At 67.1% G+C, this 16,029-nt stretch carries 15 protein-coding genes; 11 read left to right on the top strand and 4 right to left on the bottom strand.

Features of this window, described 5'->3' with window-relative positions; all coding sequences use genetic code 11:
- The first annotated feature begins 52 nt into the window (after positions 1 to 52).
- Positions 53 to 1,051, top strand: a complete 999-nt coding sequence (gene gap / locus QTN24_RS03570; RefSeq protein ID WP_124683279.1) for a type I glyceraldehyde-3-phosphate dehydrogenase — start codon at positions 53 to 55, stop codon at positions 1,049 to 1,051.
- Between the two features lie 367 nt (positions 1,052 to 1,418).
- Positions 1,419 to 2,423, top strand: coding sequence for a LysR family transcriptional regulator (locus tag QTN24_RS03565; protein WP_313835318.1), 1,005 nt, complete (start codon positions 1,419 to 1,421; stop codon positions 2,421 to 2,423).
- A gap of 100 nt (positions 2,424 to 2,523) precedes the next feature.
- Here the strand turns inward: QTN24_RS03565 and fur are convergent, their stop codons facing one another.
- Entirely contained in the window at positions 2,524 to 2,955 is a 432-nt protein-coding gene (gene fur / locus QTN24_RS03560; RefSeq protein ID WP_066732268.1) for a ferric iron uptake transcriptional regulator, read from the bottom strand.
- A 200-nt stretch (positions 2,956 to 3,155) separates the two neighbouring features.
- Here fur and QTN24_RS03555 point away from each other — a divergent pair, with 200 nt between their 5' ends.
- The 9 genes from QTN24_RS03555 to QTN24_RS03515 all read left to right on the top strand — a co-directional run bounded on the left by QTN24_RS03555 (position 3,156) and on the right by QTN24_RS03515 (position 12,894).
- Positions 3,156 to 3,776, top strand: coding sequence for an outer membrane protein assembly factor BamE (locus tag QTN24_RS03555; protein WP_124683281.1), 621 nt, complete (start codon positions 3,156 to 3,158; stop codon positions 3,774 to 3,776).
- Positions 3,777 to 3,867: 91 nt separating this feature from the next.
- Entirely contained in the window at positions 3,868 to 4,665 is a 798-nt protein-coding gene (gene dapB / locus QTN24_RS03550) for a 4-hydroxy-tetrahydrodipicolinate reductase (protein WP_313835317.1), read from the top strand.
- 183 nt (positions 4,666 to 4,848) lie between these two features.
- Entirely contained in the window at positions 4,849 to 7,470 is a 2,622-nt protein-coding gene (gene leuS / locus QTN24_RS03545; protein ID WP_313835316.1) for a leucine--tRNA ligase, read from the top strand.
- Between the two features lie 26 nt (positions 7,471 to 7,496).
- Positions 7,497 to 8,012, top strand: a complete 516-nt coding sequence (lptE, locus tag QTN24_RS03540; RefSeq protein WP_124685036.1) for an LPS assembly lipoprotein LptE — start codon at positions 7,497 to 7,499, stop codon at positions 8,010 to 8,012.
- A gap of 16 nt (positions 8,013 to 8,028) precedes the next feature.
- A complete protein-coding gene (holA, locus tag QTN24_RS03535) occupies positions 8,029 to 9,099 on the top strand; it encodes a DNA polymerase III subunit delta (RefSeq protein ID WP_313835315.1) in 1,071 nt (356 codons plus the stop codon).
- Positions 9,100 to 9,199: 100 nt separating this feature from the next.
- Positions 9,200 to 10,480, top strand: coding sequence for a glutamate-5-semialdehyde dehydrogenase (locus QTN24_RS03530; RefSeq protein ID WP_313835314.1), 1,281 nt, complete (start codon positions 9,200 to 9,202; stop codon positions 10,478 to 10,480).
- 19 nt (positions 10,481 to 10,499) lie between these two features.
- Positions 10,500 to 10,922, top strand: coding sequence for a CopD family protein (locus tag QTN24_RS03525; RefSeq protein WP_313835313.1), 423 nt, complete (start codon positions 10,500 to 10,502; stop codon positions 10,920 to 10,922).
- Between the two features lie 35 nt (positions 10,923 to 10,957).
- Positions 10,958 to 11,563: a 2-hydroxychromene-2-carboxylate isomerase gene (locus QTN24_RS03520; RefSeq protein WP_313835312.1), complete on the top strand. Its 606-nt coding sequence runs from the start codon at positions 10,958 to 10,960 to the stop codon at positions 11,561 to 11,563.
- A gap of 68 nt (positions 11,564 to 11,631) precedes the next feature.
- Complete coding sequence (locus QTN24_RS03515) at positions 11,632 to 12,894, top strand: class I SAM-dependent RNA methyltransferase (protein ID WP_313835311.1); 1,263 nt, start codon at positions 11,632 to 11,634, stop codon at positions 12,892 to 12,894.
- Positions 12,895 to 12,947: 53 nt separating this feature from the next.
- On the opposite strand, the gene QTN24_RS03510 is transcribed toward QTN24_RS03515, so the two are convergent.
- The 3 genes from QTN24_RS03510 to QTN24_RS03500 all read right to left on the bottom strand — a co-directional run bounded on the left by QTN24_RS03510 (position 12,948) and on the right by QTN24_RS03500 (position 16,016).
- Entirely contained in the window at positions 12,948 to 13,997 is a 1,050-nt protein-coding gene (locus QTN24_RS03510) for a two-component system response regulator (RefSeq protein WP_313835310.1), read from the bottom strand.
- A gap of 214 nt (positions 13,998 to 14,211) precedes the next feature.
- Positions 14,212 to 15,684: an NAD(P)(+) transhydrogenase (Re/Si-specific) subunit beta gene (locus QTN24_RS03505; RefSeq protein WP_409558969.1), complete on the bottom strand. Its 1,473-nt coding sequence runs from the start codon at positions 15,682 to 15,684 to the stop codon at positions 14,212 to 14,214.
- Positions 15,684 to 16,016, bottom strand: a complete 333-nt coding sequence (locus tag QTN24_RS03500; protein ID WP_124683291.1) for an NAD(P) transhydrogenase subunit alpha — start codon at positions 16,014 to 16,016, stop codon at positions 15,684 to 15,686. The genes QTN24_RS03505 and QTN24_RS03500 overlap by 1 nt, the downstream gene beginning before the upstream one ends.
- Positions 16,017 to 16,029: the final 13 nt, after the last annotated feature.

The raw sequence follows: 16,029 nt of genomic DNA, 5'->3' as shown, positions 1-16,029 counted from the left end.
CGGCAACCGGCGCGCGCTACCGGCTTCATCGATTGCACTCTAGGAGATAGACATGACCATCAAGATCGGCATCAACGGCTTCGGCCGCATCGGACGCATGGTGTTCCGCGCCGCCGTGGCGAACTTCAAGGACGTGGAAGTCGTCGCCATCAACGACCTGCTCGAACCGGACTACCTGGCCTACATGCTCCAGTACGACTCGGTGCATGGCCGCTTCGACGGCGAAGTGTCGGTGGACGGCAACACGCTGGTCGTGAACGGCAAGAAGATTCGCCTGACCGCCGTCAAGGATCCGGCCGAGCTGAAGTGGGGCGAGGCTGGCGTGGACGTGGTGATCGAGTCGACCGGCATCTTCCTGACCAAGGAAGGCGCGCAGAAGCACATCGACGCGGGCGCCAAGAAGGTGATCATGTCGGCCCCGTCGAAGGACGACACCCCGATGTTCGTGTACGGCGTGAACCACGACTCGTACAAGGGCGAGGCGATCATCTCGAACGCCAGCTGCACCACGAACTGCCTGGCCCCGGTGGCCAAGGTGCTGAACGACAAGTGGGGCATCAAGCGCGGCCTGATGACGACCGTGCACGCCGCCACGGCGACGCAGAAGACCGTCGACGGCCCGTCGAACAAGGACTGGCGCGGTGGCCGCGGCATCCTGGAAAACATCATCCCGTCGTCGACCGGCGCCGCCAAGGCCGTGGGCGTGGTGATTCCGCAGTTGAACAAGAAGCTGACCGGCATGTCGTTCCGCGTGCCGACCTCGGATGTGTCGGTGGTCGACCTGACCGTCGAGCTGGAAAAGCCGGCCAAGTACGAGGAAATCTGCGCCGAGATGAAGGCCCAGAGCCAGGGCGCGCTGAAGGGCGTGCTGGGCTACACGGAAGACAAGGTCGTGGCCACGGACTTCCGCGGCGACGCGCGCACCTCGATTTTCGACGCCGAAGCCGGTATCGCGCTGGACGGCACGTTCATCAAGGTCGTGAGCTGGTACGACAACGAGTGGGGTTATTCGAACAAGTGCCTGGAAATGGCACGCGTCGTGGCCAAGTAATCGGCCGAATCGACCCCGCTTCACGGAAAACGCGCCTTCGGGCGCGTTTTTTTGTGGGCGCTGGCGGCCGGGAGCTATTAAAAAACCCGAAAATTCTTAAGAATATGCGTCTGCGCAAGGCAGGAATCGGCCCACATCGATCAATATGGCGGGCCGTCGGCGCGTGATGCCGTGGTTTTTTGACATTATCTGTCCCGAAGTCGTCAAAAATCCGCTTATCTGCATTTGAAGTAGTGCGAGAAATGCTGAATTTGCTTTCCGCTGCCGATTTTTTCTCTTACACTCGGAAGAATCTGTTGAAATCTGATGTGCAGCCAGTGAAAGTGGTGGGCCGTCGACGCGTGAGACTTTCCAACCGGGCCTGATCATGGTGAACGTGGATACCAAGCTGCTGGTGATTTTCACCGAGCTGCTGAGCAAGCGAAACGCCACTTATGTGGCCGAGAAAATGCACATGACGGCGCCTGCCGTCTCGCACTCGCTTGGCCGCCTGCGCGAAATCTTCGACGACCCTCTTTTTATCCGTGTGCCGCACGGCCTGACACCGACGCCCCGCGCGCTCGAACTCGGCCCGAAGATCCGCGACATGCTGGACCTCTGGTCGTCGATCAACGAGGGCGACGCCGACAATTTCGATCCGGCCGTCGCCACCGGCACGCTGAGCATCGGCTTTGCGGCCGAACTGGGCGATACGGTCTTCAACCGCTTCGTGCTGCGTATCAAGCAACTGGCGCCCGACCTGCATATCCGGCTGGTGGAGTCGCATTCGTGGGAAAGTGACGTGGCGTCGATGCGCGCCAACGAACTCGACCTGGCATTTTCGCCATTTCCCACGCGCCACCCGGAAATCGTCGAGGAAATGGTCACGTCGTTGAACCTCTGGGTTTGCGCACGCAAGAACCATCCGGTCCTGAAGAACGATTGCACGCTGGAACAGTATCTCGACTGCAGCCATATCTTCATGGCGCACTCGGGCGGCACGGGCCGGCCGGCCACGGCGCTGATCCCGCTGGACTACGCGCTGCAGCAGCGCGGCCTCAAGCGCAATGCCACGCTGACCGTCCATTCCTGGCGCGCCCAGGCCGAACTGGCCGCCCAGACCGACATGATCTTCACCGTCAGCGCGCTGACCAAGGACATGGCGTGCGAGACCTACGGCCTCAAGGCGTTCCCGCTGCCGGCCGAGCTCAATACGACGCTGGGCCTGAACATGTTCTGGCACCGCAGCCGCAATACCCATCCGATGCTGGTCTGGGCCCGCAACCTGTTCCGCCAGGTCGTCGGCGAGTTCGTGGGGCTGCCGCCGGCTTCCACCGTGCGCAACCTGCGCGTGGTGACCGAAGCCGCGCCGGACGACCTGCCGCAGGAATAACCCGCCGGCGGACGGCCTGGACCATGAAAAAACCGGCGCCTCGGCGCCGGTTTTCCTTTGTCTGCGGGCTCGGCCTGGCATAGGGCAGTGCCGGCGCGGCTTATCGTTTGGGTCGGTGGGGACAGTCGTTCTTGGTGCAGTTGCCGTACAGCGACAACGCATGTTCCTGCAAGGCGAAGCCGCGCTCGCGCGCGATGCTCTGCTGGCGCTGCTCGATGTCGCCGTCGAAGAATTCCTCGACACGACCGCAGTCCAGGCACACCAGGTGGTCGTGGTGCTTGCCTTCGTTGAGTTCGAAGATGGCCTTGCCCGATTCGAAGTTGTTGCGGGACAGCAGGCCCGCCTGTTCGAACTGGGTCAGGACGCGATAGACCGTGGCGAGGCCGATATCCATATGCTCGTTGAGCAGGATCCGGTAGACGTCTTCCGCGCTGAGATGGCGCTGTTCGCTGGTCTGGAAGATTTCAAGAATCTTCAGGCGGGGGACGGTCGCCTTGAGGCCGATGTTTTTGAGGTCCGCCGGACTCGGCATGGGCGTGACTCCCTAGAGTACAATGTCTGGATAGTTGAATCATAAGGGTTTTGGCGACAAAAGTCGCCCCGGTGCCATGGCGCCCGGACGCCGCCCGCAGGGTGGCGTACCCGCGATGCGCCTGGCCGTGCCGGACGCCGCCGCTCTCGCGCGGTGCGCCGGTTCCGGCACAGAACCATTCCCGTCTGGAAGCGAGATACATGCGTTCATTCCGTTCGTCCGCCATGCGCCCGGCGCTGGTTTCATCCCTGCTGGCCGCCGCGCTGCTGGCCGGTGCCTGCTCGGCCTACGACAGCACGTCGCGCAAGGTGGCAGAAGCCATCACGCCTTATCGCATCAACATCGTCCAGGGCAACTTCGTCTCGCGCGAGGCGGCGGCGCAACTGCGCGAAGGCATGACGCGCGACCAGGTGCGCTTCCTGCTGGGCACGCCGCTGCTGCAGGACGTGTTCCACGGCAACCGCTGGGACTACTACTTCTCGTTCCGCCGGGGCGCCACGCCGGTGGTCCAGTCGCGCAAGTTCACGGTGTTCTTCGATGGCGACACGCTGACCAAGTGGCAGGGTGACGACCTGCCGTCGGAATACGAACTGATCGCCGAAATCGACGGCATGAAGGCCGCCCAGCGCAACCAGAAGATCGGTGTCGGGTCGTCGTCCTCGTCGTCCTCTTCGTCCGCCCCGGCCGCATCCGCCGCCCAGGCGGCCCCGGCTGCACCGGCGACCCCGGCTGCCGATGCGGCGGTGGGCACGCCGCCGGCGTCCGAGCCAGCCGCTCAGGCCCCGGCCACCAGCGCCGCCCAGGACAAACCGGCCAGCTGACCGGCCACGGCCGCCGGCCCGTTCCGGCCGGCATCTCATCGCACCCCGCGCCCGGCAGATCCGCCGGGCGTCCGTCTCCCCGATACCCATCATGAAAATCGCCATCGCAGGGGCTTCCGGCCGCATGGGCCGCATGCTGATCGAAACCGTGCTGAACACCGACGGCGTGACGCTGGCCGGGGCGCTCGAACATGCCGCCTCGCCCGCGCTGGGCCAGGACGCCGGGCTGTTCCTGGGCCGCAACACCGGGCTGCCGATCACGGCCGACATCGACGCCGTCATGGCCGCCGCCGACTGCCTGATCGACTTCACACGCCCGGAAGGCACGCTCGTGCACCTGGAGGCGGCCCGCCGGCTGGGCAAGAAGATCGTCGTCGGCACCACGGGCTTCGACGCGGCGGGCAAGCAGGCGCTGGCCGACGCCGCCAAGTCCATCGGCGTGGTGTTCGCGTCAAACTTCAGCGTGGGCGTGAATGCCACGTTCAAGCTGCTCGACGTGGCCGCCCGGCTGCTGTCCACCGGCTACGACATCGAGGTCATCGAGGCGCACCATCGCCACAAGGTCGATGCTCCGTCCGGCACCGCGCTGACGATGGGTGAAGTGATTGCCAATGCACTCGGTCGCAACCTTGACGACTGCGCCGTCTATGCCCGCGAAGGCCACACGGGTCCGCGCGACGCCAACAGCATCGGCTTTGCCACGGTGCGCGGCGGTGACATCGTCGGCGATCACACCGTGATGTTCGCCGGCATCGGCGAGCGGATCGAGATCAGCCACAAGTCGTCGAGCCGCCAGTCGTATGCCGATGGTGCCGTGCGTGCCGCCCGCTTCCTCGCGGACAAGCCGGCCGGCATGTTCGACATGCAGGACGTGCTGGGCCTGAAGTAATCCGTCCGGCGCGCCGCCTCGGGGCGGCCAGGCGCCGGCTTTCCGCAGACTTGCAGCGCCCCGTGGCGGCCCGGATTCGGGGCCGGCCACGGTTATAATCGCTGCTTTCGCATTCCGATCCCCCCGGCCGCCCGGCGCGCCCGTTGCCGCGCGAGCCCGTTGTCCAGACCCGTCGTCCCGACCATGCAAGACAAATATCTTCCGTCCGCCGTTGAACAAGCCGCCCAGCAGCATTGGCAAGCCATCGATGCCTACCGGGTATCGGAGCACGCGGTCGGACCGGACGGCAAGGAAAAAGCCAAGTTCTACGCCTGCTCGATGCTGCCGTACCCGTCGGGCAAGCTGCACATGGGCCACGTGCGCAACTACACGATCAACGACGTGATGGCGCGCTACCTGCGCATGAACGGCCGCAACGTGCTGATGCCGATGGGCTGGGACGCGTTCGGCATGCCCGCCGAGAACGCCGCGCTGAACAACAAGGTGGCGCCGGCCGCCTGGACCTACGACAACATCGCTTACATGAAGAAGCAGATGCAGTCGATGGGCCTGGCGATCGACTGGTCGCGCGAGGTGGCCACGTGCAGCCCCGACTACTACCGCTGGAACCAGTGGCTGTTCCTGAAGATGCTGGAGCGCGGCATTGCCTACCGCAAGACCGGCACCGTGAACTGGGACCCGGTGGACCAGACCGTGCTGGCCAACGAGCAGGTGATCGACGGCCGTGGCTGGCGATCGGGCGCCGTGGTGGAAAAGCGCGAGATCCCGATGTACTACCTGCGCATCACCGACTACGCGCAGGAACTGCTGGGCGACCTGGACGGCCTGGGCTGGCCCGAGCGCGTCAAGATCATGCAGCAGAACTGGATCGGCCGCAGCGAGGGCGTGCGCTTTGCGTTCCCGCATGACATCCGCGACGCCGCCGGCCAGCCGATCCAGGACGGCAAGCTCTACGTGTTCACCACGCGCGCCGACACGATCATGGGCGTGACGTTCTGCGCCGTGGCCGCCGAGCACCCGCTGGCCACGCACGCCGCCGCCACCAACCCCGAACTGGCTGCCTTCATCGACGAATGCAAGCACGGCTCGGTCATGGAAGCCGACATGGCGACCATGGAGAAGAAGGGCATGCCCACCGGCCTGCAGGTCACGCACCCGCTGACCGGCCAGCAGGTGGACGTCTGGGTGGGCAACTACGTGCTGATGAGCTACGGCGACGGCGCGGTCATGGGCGTGCCGGCGCACGACGAGCGCGACTTCGCGTTTGCCAACAAGTACGGCCTGCCGATCCGCCAGGTCATCGACGTCAAGGGCCAGCCGTATTCGACCGACGCCTGGCAGGAGTGGTACGGCGACAAGGAGCAGGGCGTCTGCATCGACAGCGGCAAGTACGACGGCCTGGCCTACAAGGCGGCCGTGGACGCCATCGCCGCGGACCTGGCCGCCAAGGGCCTGGGCGAGAAGAAGGTGACCTGGCGCCTGCGCGACTGGGGCATCTCGCGCCAGCGCTACTGGGGCACGCCGATCCCGCTGATCCACTGCGACGCCTGCGGCGTGGTGCCGGTGCCCGAGCAGGACCTGCCCGTGGTGCTGCCCGAAGACCTGGTGCCGGACGGCACGGGCAACCCGCTGAACAAGGACGCACGCTTCCTGGAATGCACCTGCCCGTCGTGCGGCAAGCCGGCGCGCCGCGAGACCGACACGATGGACACGTTCATCGACTCGTGCTGGTACTACATGCGCTACACGTGCCCGGACGCCGCCACGATGGTCGATGCCCGCAACGACTACTGGATGCCGATGGACCAGTACATCGGCGGCATCGAGCACGCAATCCTGCACCTGCTGTACGCGCGCTTCTGGACCAAGGTCATGCGCGACCTGGGCCTGGTCAAGTTCGACGAGCCGTTCACCAACCTGCTGACGCAGGGCATGGTGCTCAACGAGACGTACTTCCGCGAGGACGCCAGCGGCAAGAAGACCTGGTACAACCCGGCCGAGGTCGACGTGCAGACCGACGAGCGCGGCCGCCCGTCCGGCGCCACGCTGCAGGCCGACGGCCAGCCGGTGGTGATCGGCGGGGTCGAGAAGATGTCGAAGTCCAAGAACAACGGCATCGACCCGCAGGCCCTGATCGACCAGTACGGCGCCGACACCGCGCGCCTGTTCGTGATGTTCGCCGCGCCGCCCGAGCAGCAGCTTGAATGGAGCGGATCGGGCGTGGAAGGCGCGTCGCGCTTCCTGCGCCGCGTGTGGAACTATGGCTACGCCAACGCCGCGGCAATCCGCGACGGCGCGGGCAGCCAGCCGGCCGCCGCCGATGCCGACCTGCGCCGCGAGTTGCATACGGTGCTCAAGCAGGCCAACTACGACTACGAGCGGATCCAGTACAACACCGTCGTGTCGGCCACGATGAAGATGCTGAACGCGCTGGAAGACGCCAAGGGCGCGTCGCCGGCCGCGCGCCGCGAGGGCTTCAGCATCCTGCTGCGCGTGCTGTACCCGGTGGTGCCGCACATCGCCCACGGCCTGTGGGCCGAGCTGGGCTACGCGGCCGAGGCCGGCGACATCCTCGACGCCGCCTGGCCGCAGGTGGACGAGGCCGCGCTGGTGCGCAGCGAGATCGAACTGGTGCTGCAGGTCAACGGCAAGGTCCGGGGCAGCCTGACGGTGCCGGCCGACGCCGACCGCGCCGCCATCGAGGCCGCGGCCGCCGGCAGCGACATCGTGGCGAAGTTTGCCAACGGCGGCGCGCCCAAGAAGATCGTGGTCGTGCCGGGCCGGCTCGTCAACGTGGTGCTCTGAGACCCCTTAACCAGGAAGACATGGCAATGGATCGACCGGACATGGGACGCCGCGGATTTCTCGCCCTCGGTGCGGCGACGGTGGCGGCCGGCCTGCTGGCCGGTTGCGGCTTTCACATGCGCGGCAGCGCGGACTTCGCGTTCAAGAAGCTCTACATCGGGCTGCCGGCCAATTCGCTGATGGGCGCGGACCTGCGCCGCAACATCCGCAACGGCTCCGACACGCTGATCGTCGAGGACCAGGCGCAGGCCGACGCGCTGCTGGACGTGCTGCAGGACGCGCAGTACCGCTCGATCCTGTCGATCACGGCCCAGGGCGTGGTGCGCGAATACCGGCTGACGCAGCGCTTCACCTTCCGGCTGCGCGACGCGGCCGGCAAGGAACTGATCGCGCCGTCCACGCTGCTGCTGACGCGCGACCTGACCTACAACGAAGCCAACACGCTGGCCAAGACGTACGAAGAGCAGCAGCTCTACCGCGACATGCAGAAGGACATCGTGCAGCAACTGATGCGCCGGCTGGCCGCGGTCAAGACGATCTGAGGCGGCCAGGGCCGGGATGCAGCTCAAGCTCGACGGACTCGAAGGCCACCTGAGGCAGGCCCAGGCCAGGGGCCTGGCGCCGCTCTACGTGGTGCATGGCGACGAGCACCTGCTGGTGCTGGAGGCGGTGGACCGCCTGCGCCGCGCCGCGCGCGAGGCCGGCTACACCGAGCGCGAGGTGCTGGTGGCCGAACGCGGGTTCCACTGGAGCCAGCTGACCGAGGCCCAGCAGTCGATGTCGCTGTTCGGCGACCGCAAGATCGTGGAACTGCGCGTGCCGTCGGGCAAGCCCGGCAAGGACGGCGGCGAGGCGCTGCGGGCCGTGGCGGCCCAGCCGTCGCCCGACGTGGTGATGCTGGTGACGCTGCCGCGGCTGGACTTCGCCGCGTCCAAGTCGGCCTGGTTCCAGGCGCTGGAATCGGCCGGCGTGTCGATCAAGGTCGACGCGGTGGACCGCACGCGGTTGCCGGCCTGGGTGGGCGACCGGCTGGCGCTGCAGCAGCAGCGGGTGGAGCCGGGCGAGGCCGGCCGGCGTGCGCTGCAGTTCATCGCCGACAAGGTGGAAGGCAACCTGCTGGCCGCGCACCAGGAAATCCAGAAGCTCGGCCTGTTGTACCCGCCGGGCGTGCTGACCTTCGATGCAGTGCACGACGCGGTGCTGAACGTGGCCCGCTACGACGTCTTCAAGCTGTCTGAGGCCATGCTGGGCGGCGACGTGCCGCGCCTGACCCGGATGCTCGAAGGGCTGCGCGGCGAGGGCGAGGCCACGGTGCTGGTGCTGTGGGCGCTGACCGAGGAAATTCGCGTATTATCCAAGGTCCGGCAAGGGCTGGCGGCCGGCAAGCCGGCGGGCGTGCTGATGCGCGAGCTGCGCGTCTGGGGCCCGCGCGAACGGCTGGTGCCGCAGGCCGCGCAGCGGCTGTCGATGCCGCAGCTGGAGGCCGCGCTGGCCATGGCCGCGCGGCTGGACCGGCAGGTCAAGGGCCTGTCGGACCTGCCAGGCGCGGGTGGCGCGGCGGGCAGCCTGCCGGCCGAACCATGGGACGGGCTGCTGCAACTGGCGCTGCGGATCGCGCGGCCAGCCTGACGCGCCGGCCACGCCAGCCAAACCGAACACAGCCGGCAGCCGCGCCGGCGCCTCGACATCGCGGCACCCACAGCAGACCGGGCACGGCCCGGACACCATCATGACCGAGTTCGATCTCCACGCTTACATGTCCCGCGTCGGCCAGCAGGCCCGCGCGGCGTCGCGCGCCATGGCGCGGGCCTCCACGGCCGACAAGAACCGCGCGCTGCTGACGATTGCCGCCGCCATCCGCCGCGACGCCGGCAAGCTCAAGGCCATCAACGCGCGCGACGTGGAGCGCGCCCGCGCCAACGGCCAGGACGCCGCGTTCGTGGACCGCCTGACGCTGTCCGACAAGGCGATCGACACGATGGCCGCCGGGCTGGAGCAGATTGCCGCGCTGCCGGACCCGATCGGCGAGATCAGCAACATGAAGTTTCGCCCCACCGGCATCCAGGTGGGCCAGATGCGCGTGCCGCTGGGCGTGATCGGCATCATCTACGAGTCGCGCCCGAACGTGACGATCGACGCCGCGGCGCTGTGCCTGAAGTCGGGCAACGCCACGATCCTGCGCGGCGGGTCCGAAGCCATCGAATCGAACACGGCGCTGGCCGCGCTGGTGGCCGAGGGGCTGGCCAGCGCCGGGCTGCCGGCCGAGGCCGTGCAGGTCATCGAGACCACCGACCGCGCCGCCGTGGGCCGGCTGATAACGATGACCGAGTACGTGGACGTGATCGTGCCGCGCGGTGGCAAGAGCCTGATCGCGCGCCTGATCGAGGAAGGCCGCGTGCCGATGATCAAGCACCTGGACGGCATCTGCCACGTCTACGTCGACGACGATGCCGACGTGGAAAAGGCCGTGCGCGTCTGCGACAACGCCAAGACCCAGCGCTACGCGCCCTGCAACACGATGGAGACGCTGCTGGTGTCGCGCCGCATCGCCCCGGCCGTGCTGCCGCCGCTGTGCCGCATCTACCAGGACAAGGGCGTGGAACTGCGCGTCTGCGCCGACACCCGCGCCACGCTGGAGGCGGCCGGGTTCACGAACCTGGTGGACGCCACCGAGCAGGACTGGCACACCGAATACCTGGCGCCGGTGCTGGCCATCCGCACCGTGGACGGCCTGGACGCCGCCATCGCTCACATCAACACCTACGGCTCGGCCCACACCGACTCGATCATCACCGAGAACTACAGCACCGGCATGCGCTTCCTGCGCGAGGTGGATTCGGCCAGCGTGATGATCAACGCGTCCACGCGCTTTGCCGACGGCTTCGAGTACGGCCTGGGCGCCGAGATCGGCATTTCGAACGACAAGCTGCACGCCCGCGGCCCGGTGGGGCTGGAAGGGCTGACGTCGCTGAAGTACGTGGTCTTCGGCCACGGCGAAGTGCGCACCTGATCAACGGCGGGGAACGTAGATGCTCTGGGTCAAAGCCTTCCATATCCTGTTTGTCGTGTCGTGGTTCGCGGGGCTGTTCTACCTGCCGCGCATCTTCGTCAACCTGGCGATGGAGACCGAGCCGGCCGCCGTGCAGCGGCTGCTGCTGATGGCGCGCAAGCTGTTCCGCTTCATGACCATGCTGGCCGTGCCGGCGGTGGTGTTCGGGCTGTGGCTCTACCTGGGCTACGGCATCGGGCGCGGCACGGGGCAGGGCTGGATGCATGCCAAGCTGGCGCTGGTGCTGGTGCTGATCGGCTATCACCACGGCTGCGGCGTGCTGCTGCGCAAGTTCGAGCGTGGCGCCAATGCCCGGTCGCACACGTTCTACCGCTGGTTCAACGAGCTGCCGGTGCTGGTGTTGCTGGCCATCGTGATTCTGGTTGTCGTAAAGCCGTTCTAATCTGTCGGATCCCAACTGTTTTCGATGAGGTCGTGATGAGCAAGCAGGTCGAGTATTTCCTGGCGCCCCAGTCACCGTTCGTCTACCTGGGCCACGCCCGCTTCATGGAGATCGCCAACCGCCACCAGGCGCAGGTGCTGCTGAAGCCGGCGGACCTGGGCCGCGTGTTCTCGGTGTCCGGCGGGCTGCCGCTGGCCCAGCGTCCGCCGCAGCGCCAGGCGTACCGGCTGGTGGAACTGGAGCGCTGGAGCCGCTTCCTGGACATCCCGCTGAACCTGCATCCGACGTTCTTCCCGGTGTCCGGCGATGCCGCCGCGCGGCTGATCATCGCGGCACAGCTTGCCCATGGCACGGCGCGCGCGCTGACGCTGACCGGCGCCATCACGCGCGCGGTCTGGGCCGAGCAGCGCAACATCGCCGACGCGGCCACGCTGGCACAGATCGCCGACGAGAACGGGCTGGACGGCGCCGGCCTGCTGAAGGCCAGCGAGGCGCAGGCCGTGCAGGCGGCCTACGCCCAGAATACCCAAGACGCGATCTCGGCCAACGTGTTCGGCGCGCCGTGGTTCATCCATGACGGCCAGCCGTACTGGGGCCAGGACCGGCTCGATTTCCTGGACCGCGCGCTCGCGGCAGGCTGATCGGCACCCGGACCCCCGCTTGACCCGTCCGCCGTCGCGGACGTTTTTGTTTTCAGGAATCCCTCGCCATGACCCAAGCCTTCTTTGCTCCCTGCCCGCGTGGCCTCGAATCGGCACTGGCCGAGGAGCTGCGCGAGATCGCGCAGTATCCGGCCGTGGCGGCCGCGGCACCGTTCGAGGTGCACCGCGAGTTGCCGGGCGGCGTGAGCTTCTCGGGCGGCATGTCGGCCGCCTATGCGGTCAACCTGCATTCGCGCATCGCCAGCCGCGTGCTGCTGCGCGTGGCGCAGCGCGGCTACCGGCACGAGGACGACATCTACACGCTGGCGCGGCAGCAGCGCTGGGAGCAGTGGTTCTCGCCCGACGAGAGCCTGCGGATCGATATCACGTCGCACAAGTCGCCGCTGCGCAGCCTGAATTTCACGGCGCTGCGGGTCAAGGACGGCGTCTGCGACGCAATGCGCGAGCGGCTGGGCGCCCGGCCCAGCGTCGACACGGTCAGCCCCGACGTCCGCATCTACGCGCACCTGAGCGAGACCGACTGCACGCTCTACCTGGACACCACCGGCGAGCCGCTGTTCAAGCGCGGCTGGCGCATGGAGAAGGGCGAGGCGCCGCTCAAGGAAAACCTGGCGGCCGGCATCCTGCGGCTGGCTGGCTGGACGCCGGGCAACACCAGCCGGCCGTTCTTCGACCCGATGTGCGGCAGCGGCACGTTCCTGGTGGAAGCGGCGCAGGTGGCGCTGGGCATCGCGCCGGGCGTGGGTCGCACGTTCGCGTTCGAATGGCTCAAGGGCGCCGACACGAAGGCCTGGCAGGCGCTGCGCGCCGACGCCCAGCGCGCCCGCGAGTCGGCCGCGAGCCGTAGCGCCACGCTGCAGATCGCCGGTTCGGACATCTCGACGGACATGCTGTCGATGGCCGATGCCAACTGGCAGCGCGCCGGGCTGCCGGGCGACGCGCAGCTCAAGCAGGTGGACGCGCGCTTCGTGCAGCCACCGTTTGCCGAGGCTGGCCTGCTGATGATGAATCCGCCCTACGGCGAGCGGATCGCGGTGCGCGGCAGCCGCCGCGACGCGCCCATGGACGCCCCGCGCGACGAAGCCGAGGAGGCCGCCGCCAACCAGTTCGCCAGCGCGTTTGCCACGACGCTGAAGCAGCATTTTGCCGGCTGGCAGGCCTGGGTGTTCACGGGCGACCTGGGCTTTCCCAAGCGCCTGCGCCTCAAGGAATCGCGCCGCACGCCGCTGTTCAACGGCAATATCGAATGCCGGCTGTTCCGGTTCGACATGGTGCGCGGGGGGAATCGGGAGGCAGGCAGGAAGGAGTAAGGCCGGCGCGAGGCCCAAAGCTCCGAAGCTCCGAAGCTCCGAAGCTCCGAAGCTCAAGCCAGCTTGTTCCGCCCAGTCATGGCATCGGCGTTGCGCGAGAATTCCGACAGGAAGCTCTGCAGGCTGACCACCGGCTCCTCCAGCATGTGGCGCGGCAGGTCGAACAGCGCGTAGAAGTATTCCTCGTTGCCCTCGCAGCGTTCGGCGGGCAGGCAGTACTGTTCCCAGTCGACGCAGGCCGGCGTGTACATGCCGTTGCCGGGCCAGAAGAACGGCACGATGCGGCCCTCGCGCAGCCCCTCGATCAGCGCTGCCGGGGCCTCGTAGGCTTCGGCCGATTCCACCTGGCTCATCAGCCCGGCGCGGGTCTCGATGACCATCAGCGTGGCGTGGCCCTGCGCGGTCAGCAGCAGCATGCCCACCGGGTTGGGGAACAGGTAGAACTCGACAAAGCCGTAGCGCGCCGCCGTCTGGCGCACGCGGTCGGCCATGACCGGGTCCGACAGGAACGCGTACGAATGGCGGGTCAGCAGGTCGCGCAGCGTGCGCGAGATGGCCGCGAAGTACTGCTGCTGCAGCGCGTCGATCTCGTCGTTCAGGCGCGCCACCATGTTGGGGTCGTGCTTCTTCACGTAGCGGTCGATCAGCCCGTGGTTGAAGCCCTGCACGGCGATGTTCTCGTCGGCCGTGCCGGTCAGCAGGATGGTCTTGCACGGCAGGTCTTCCAGCGCCTGGCAGAACTCCAGGCCGTCCATCTGCGGCATCGAGTAATCCACCACGATCACGCCCGGCTGCAGAAAGCGGTGGACGTCATGGATCTGGCGGTGGATGCGGTCGACGTCCAGCTGCACCGTGCGGCGCTCGGACAGGAAGGTCAGGTCGTCGTGCGTCACGCGCACGGGCAGGAAGGCGGGGTGCCGCGTGGCATAGGCATCGCGAATCCACGCCAGCGCGTCGCGCGGATCGGTGAAGCTGACCACCGCGCGCGATGCATCCATCTGGAAAGCCAGGCTGTCGATAAACGATTTGCTATCGTCCACCAGCACCGTCAGGACGGGGTGATGGAAAACCGACAGGTTCCGGTCATGCGCGGGGAAGGTCATGGTGCGATCGAATCTGGCCGCTGCCGCAGGGGAAAAAGAACGGGGCAAGCCAGTATAGCGCCTGAGCCTGCGCGCGCAACCCGACGGCCAAAAAGGACGCGGCCAGCGTTGGTTGCTGGCCGCAGTCGTTCGATTTCGTTGATGACAGGTCTGCGCGTTGCTTTATTCACGCGGCCAGAATGGCACCGTGACGGTCGCGAAGATTAACGGCAGATTAGTCGACGGCCTTGAACATGTCTTCCACCACCTTCTTGGCGTCGCCGAACACCATCATGGTCTTGTCCATGTAGAACAGCTCGTTGTCCAGGCCCGCGTAGCCGGCCGCCATCGAGCGCTTGTTCACGATGATGGTCTTGGCCTTGTACGCTTCCAGGATCGGCATGCCGGCGATGGGCGATTTCGGATCGGTCTTGGCGGCCGGGTTGACCACGTCGTTGGCGCCCAGCACCAGCACCACGTCGGCCTGCCCGAATTCGCTGTTGATGTCCTCCATCTCGAAGACCTGGTCGTACGGCACCTCGGCCTCGGCCAGCAGCACGTTCATGTGCCCCGGCATGCGGCCCGCCACGGGGTGGATCGCGTACTTCACGGTCACGCCGTGCTCGGTGAGCTTCTCCGTCAACTCCTTCAGTGCATGCTGCGCGCGGGCCACGGCCAGGCCGTAGCCGGGCACGATGATGACCGTCTCGGCGTTGCTCATCACGAACGCGGCGTCGTCGGCTGAGCCGGACTTCACGTTGCGCTGCGCCTGCTCTCCGGCGGCTGCGCCGGCCGAGGCGTCGGCGCCAAAGCCGCCCAGGATCACGTTGAAGAACGACCGGTTCATCGCCTTGCACATGATGTACGACAGGATGGCACCCGACGACCCCACGAGCGAGCCGGCGATGATCAGCATGGGATTGTTCAGCGAGAAGCCGATGCCCGCCGCCGCCCAGCCCGAGTACGAGTTCAGCATCGACACCACCACGGGCATGTCGGCGCCGCCGATCGGGATGATGATCAGCACGCCCAGCACGAACGCGATGGCCAGCATGATCAGGAACGGCAGCCACGCCTGCGACAGGAAGAAGATGATGCCGAAGCCGATCATGGCGATGGCCAGCAGCAGGTTCAGCCAGTGCTGGCCGGCAAACACCACCGGGGCGCCCTGGAACAGCCGGAACTTGTAGCGGCCGGACAGCTTGCCGAACGCGATGACCGAGCCAGAGAACGTGATGGCCCCGACAAAGCACCCGATGAACAGTTCGATGCGGTTGCCCACCGGAATCGCGTGCGACCCGGCCGGCGTGATGCCGAACGCCGCCGGCTCCGCCACGGCCGCCACGGCGATGAACACCGCCGCCAGGCCGATCAGCGAGTGCATGGCCGCCACCAGCTCGGGCATCTTGGTCATCTCGACCTTGCGCGCCACGTAGGCGCCAATGCCGCCGCCCACCACCAGCGCGCCGAAGATCAGCGCCAGCCCGGTGCCGACCGACGACTGCGCCGCGCCCACCGCCAGGAACTCGTTCTTGAGCTTGACGATCAGCACCAGCGTGGTCACCACGGCCACCGCCATGCCGATCATGCCGAACGCATTGCCCTTGCGGGCCGATGCCGGGTGCGACAGGCCCTTGAGCGCCTGGATGAAGCAGACCGACGCCACCAGGTACAGCAGCGTCACGAGGTTCATGCTGATGGCTTCCATCACGCACCCTCCCTGGCGGCTTCAGCGCCGGCCTTGGCGCGCGGCTCCTTCTTCTTGAACATCTCCAGCATGCGCTGGGTTACCAGGAAGCCCCCGAACACGTTCACCGCGGCCAGCGCCACGGCCAGCGTGCCCATCACGCGGCCCACGCCGCCTTCGGTCAGGCCGGCCGCCAGCATGGCGCCGACGATGATGATGGCCGAGATCGCATTGGTCACGGCCATCAGCGGGGTGTGCAGCGCGGGCGTGACCGTCCACACCACGTGGTACCCCACGTAGATTGCCAGCACGAAGATGATCAGGTTGATCACCGTGTGGTTCACCATCTCCATCGACTTCTCCTCC

It is taken from the genome of Cupriavidus sp. SZY C1 (assembly GCF_032190535.1).
Taxonomy (GTDB): domain Bacteria; phylum Pseudomonadota; class Gammaproteobacteria; order Burkholderiales; family Burkholderiaceae; genus Cupriavidus; species Cupriavidus pauculus_C.
This window is presented reverse-complemented; position numbering and strand designations above follow the sequence as displayed.